This is a genomic window from Tissierella sp., from assembly GCF_052089545.1.
GTDB lineage: Bacteria > Bacillota > Clostridia > Tissierellales > Tissierellaceae > Tissierella_A.
The window spans coordinates 1-4,166 of the sequence record NZ_JBQDAA010000071.1; the positions used below are offsets into that span (position 1 = coordinate 1).

Consider the following 4,166-nt stretch of genomic DNA (forward strand, 5'->3'; position numbering starts at 1 on the left):
TTATAAAAGCTCTCAGGGAATATTCCCTAAGAGCTTTTGAATTGTTTCTTCTGATTTATTGTTTTAAATTTTCTAGGTGTCTGGGTATCTTTCATCATGCCTGGCATTCCGGCACCCATTCCACCCATGCCGCCGCCCATTCCAGCCATTGGGTCGTCTTCTTCTGTATCTACTACTGCTGATTCAGTAGTAAGAACCATTGAAGCTACACTTGCAGCGTTTTGAAGAGCAGATCTTGTTACTTTAGTTGGATCTACTATTCCTCTATCAATCATATTTACATATTCTTCGTTTAATGCGTCAAAACCAGTTCCTTTTTCGGATGATTTTACTTTTTCAACTACTATAGAACCTTCAAGTCCTGCGTTCATAGCAATTTGTCTTACTGGTTCTTCTAAAGCTCTTACTATTATGTTTATACCAGTTTTTTCATCACCATGAGCATCTTTTAAAAGAGCACTTACATTTTCAATAGATTCTAGTAGAACAGTTCCTCCCCCTGCTACTATACCTTCTTCTACTGCTGCTCTAGTTGCAGCTAAAGCATCTTCTATTCTTAGTTTTCTTTCTTTTAACTCAGTTTCAGTTGCAGCTCCTACTTGTATAACTGCTACTCCTCCTGAAAGTTTAGCAAGTCTTTCTTGAAGTTTTTCAGCATCAAATTCTGATTCTGTGTTTTCAAGTTGAGTTTTAAGTTGATTTACTCTATTATTTATTTCTTCTTCCTCACCAGCACCACTTACTATTACAGTGTTTTCTTTATCTATTTTTATTTTAGATGCGCTACCTAACATTTCAATAGTAGTATCTTTAAGTTCATATCCTAAATCTTCAGATATAACTTCTCCACCTGTTAAAATTGCAAGGTCTTCTAACATTTCTTTTCTTCTATCTCCAAATCCTGGTGCCTTTACAGCTACACAGTTAAATGTTCCTCTTATTTTATTTACTACAAGTGTTGCCATAGCTTCGCCTTCTATTTCTTCAGCTATAACTATTAAAGGTTTAGACTCTTGAACTATTTGTTCTAATATAGGTAGTATCTCTTGAATATTTGTAATTTTTTTATCTGTCATAAGAATGTAAGGATCATCAAATTCTGCTACCATCTTTTCAGTATCTGTTACCATATAAGGTGATTCGTATCCTCTATCAAACTGCATACCTTCTACTACTTCTAAAGTAGTTCCAGTTGAGTTAGATTCTTCTACTGTTATAACTCCGTCTTTTCCTACCTTTTCCATAGCTTCTGCTATTAGATTTCCTATCTCTTCATCTCCAGCTGATATAGATGCAACTTGTGCTATATCCTCTTTAGTTACTACTTTGCTTGAAAAGTTTCTGATTTCTTCTACAGCCTTTTCAACAGCTTTGTTGATTCCGTTTTTAACTATAATAGGATTTGCTCCCGCTGCTACATTCTTTAATCCTTCTCTTACAATAGCTTGTGCAAGAAGTGTAGCTGTTGTAGTTCCATCCCCTGCTACATCTTGAGTTTTAGTAGCTACTTCTTTTAAAAGTTGAGCTCCCATATCTTCATATCTATCTTCTAGTTCTATTTCACGAGCTATAGTTACACCATCATTTGTAATAAGCGGTGCACCAAACTTCTTATCTAATACAACATTTCTTCCCTTAGGTCCAAGCGTTACCTTTACAGTATTTGCTAATTTATTTATTCCTTCTTCCATTGAACGTCTAGCATCTTCACCAAATTTAATTTCTTTAGCCATTCAAAAATCACTCCTCATTTAATTTTATCTTATTTTTCCACTACTGCTAATATTTCATTTAACTTCAAAATTGTAACTTCTTCATTGTCTACTTTTATTTCATTTCCAGCATATTTAGAAAATATCACTGTATCTCCTACTTTTATTTCATCTTTTGTCTTTTCATCATTTAATATTTCAGATCCAATAGCTAATACTTCAGCCATTTGTGGTTGCTCCTGAGCAGAGCCTGGAAGTACTATACCACTCTTAGTTTTTTCTTCTACTTCTACTTTTTTAATAACTACTCTGTCACCTATTGGTTTTAAATTCATATACTATTTCCTCCTAATATTTATATGATTTTTCTTGTTAGCACTTGAATGTCTTGAGTGCTAATCTCTCTAATGATTATAATATCTTATATTCTAATCATTTTCAAGTAATATATTCATTCTTTATACAAGCATATATACATTTATACTCTATTATAAGAATAAATTACCATTTTAACTCCTCTTTTCTCCTAATTACTCTAAAATCCTATATATCCTTTAATTAGCAAAATAACTATAGGCACTAAAAGACTAGGTAACATATTACCGATTTTTATTTTTTTTATTCCAAGTAAATTTATTCCTATAGCAAGTATAAGTAGTCCTCCAACTGCTGACATCTCGTTTATAATATCTGGAGTAAGTATATCTTTTAAACTTGCCGAAAGGAGAGTTATACCACCTTGATATAAGAATACTGGAAATATAGAAAAAATCACTCCAATTCCAAGCGTACTTGTAAATATAATAGCTGCTACTCCATCTAAGATAGATTTTGCAAATAATGTTTGATAGTTCTCTGTAAGACCTGCCTCAAGTGATCCTACTATAGCCATAGCTCCCACACAAAATACAAGAGTTGATGTTATAAAACCCTTTGAAAAATTTGAATCTCCATTTCCAAATCTTTTTTCTAGTTTATATCCCATATTGTCAAGCTTTTTTTCTATTCCTATTATCTCACCTATTATACTTCCAATTACAATACTTATTATTACAATCAAAACACTTTCTGTTTCTATACTTCCCATTATTCCAATTATAAGAACCGCTAGCCCCAGACCATCCATTATAGTAGTTTTATATTCTTCTTTTATTCCATTTCTCATAAAATATCCTATTAAAGAACCTATTATAATGGTTAATACATTTACAATAGTACCTACCATTAACTCACCACCTCTTATATATAAGGAAGTTTTACTTATTTTCCAATCCCTTTTTCCCTAGCATAATAAAAAAGATATTGCTGGGCAAATCCTGCAAGACTTCCAAATATTCTTTTTCCATGTTCACCTATATGCTTTACATTTGTATCTTCTTTCAAATAAAAGTATTCCATGACTCTTTTAACCCATACATCTACGGGAAAGGCCTCATCTTTATCAAATGCAAAGAGAAGTATACAATCACTTACCTTAGGTCCTACTCCTGGTAGTGTCATAAGTGCTTCTTTTCCATCATCTCTATTCATATGGAATATAGCTTGGAGTTCTAGTTCACCCTTTTCAATTATTTTACTTGTAGCTAGGACTCTTTTACCACGGAAACCAACTTTAGTGATTTTATTAAACTCTTCTAATTCTGCATCTGCTAATTCTTTAGGACTTGGAAAGCTATAGTAATCTTTTCCCTTTAACTTAGTATCTATTTTCTTCCCATAGTTTAAAGAGATAGTTTCAATAGATTTTTTTATTCTTGGTATTTGATTATTAGCTGATATTATAAAAGATATTACTATTTCAAATGGTTCCTGATTTAAAACCCTTATACCATCACCAAAGCCTATAGCTTCTTTTAATATAGGATCTTTTGATAGTTCTTTTTTTATAGAGCTATAGTCTCTTTCTAAATCAAAATAGTGCATCCAAATCTTCTCAAATTCTTCTTTATTAGTTGGATAAAGTATTACATCTTTTCCTTCCTTTTTTACATTTAATACTCTTCCATAGCTAATGGTTGTATAGGATCCGTCTTCTTCCTTGTACCATCTAAATGCTTGCCCACATTCAAATATATGTTTTGGATGGAAGTTTTCTATGTTTTTTAATATTATCTTATTGTCCTTTTCTAAAAGTTTATACTTTTCCATTTTTTCACCTCAAAAGTAATTATACCCTTATCCTTATAATAATACCTCTAGAGCTAGCTCTAGAGGTATTATTATTTATCTTCCTGTATAAAATAAGAAAGTGTATAAAGACTTTCACTTAATCTTACATCTTCTATTTTAACATCTTCTGGTACCTTTAGGTCGACATCTGCAAAGTTCCATATTCCTTTTATGCCTGCTTCAATATAAGTATCTGCTACTTCTTGTGCATGTCTCTTTGATGTTGTTATTATTCCTATTTTTACATTATTTTCTTTTATAAAATCTTCCAATTCTTCTACTGGT

General features: G+C 31.7%; 4 protein-coding genes and 1 pseudogene. All 5 read right to left on the reverse strand.

Annotated elements, in window-relative coordinates:
- Window positions 1-26: 26 nt before the first annotated feature.
- Entirely contained in the window at window positions 27-1,733 is a 1,707-nt protein-coding gene (groL, locus tag ACTHW2_RS06770) for a chaperonin GroEL (protein ID WP_442263205.1), read from the reverse strand.
- 29 nt (window positions 1,734-1,762) lie between these two features.
- The gene (locus tag ACTHW2_RS06775; RefSeq protein ID WP_442263206.1) at window positions 1,763-2,047 is read right to left on the reverse strand and encodes a co-chaperone GroES; all 285 of its coding nucleotides are present in this window, start codon (window positions 2,045-2,047) and stop codon (window positions 1,763-1,765) included.
- A 200-nt stretch (window positions 2,048-2,247) separates the two neighbouring features.
- Window positions 2,248-2,937: a DUF554 domain-containing protein gene (locus tag ACTHW2_RS06780; protein ID WP_442263207.1), complete on the reverse strand. Its 690-nt coding sequence runs from the start codon at window positions 2,935-2,937 to the stop codon at window positions 2,248-2,250.
- Between the two features lie 35 nt (window positions 2,938-2,972).
- The gene (locus ACTHW2_RS06785; protein WP_442263208.1) at window positions 2,973-3,860 is read right to left on the reverse strand and encodes a DNA-3-methyladenine glycosylase family protein; all 888 of its coding nucleotides are present in this window, start codon (window positions 3,858-3,860) and stop codon (window positions 2,973-2,975) included.
- Between the two features lie 71 nt (window positions 3,861-3,931).
- A pseudogene (locus ACTHW2_RS06790) lies at window positions 3,932-4,166 on the reverse strand (redox-sensing transcriptional repressor Rex); the annotation flags it as partial.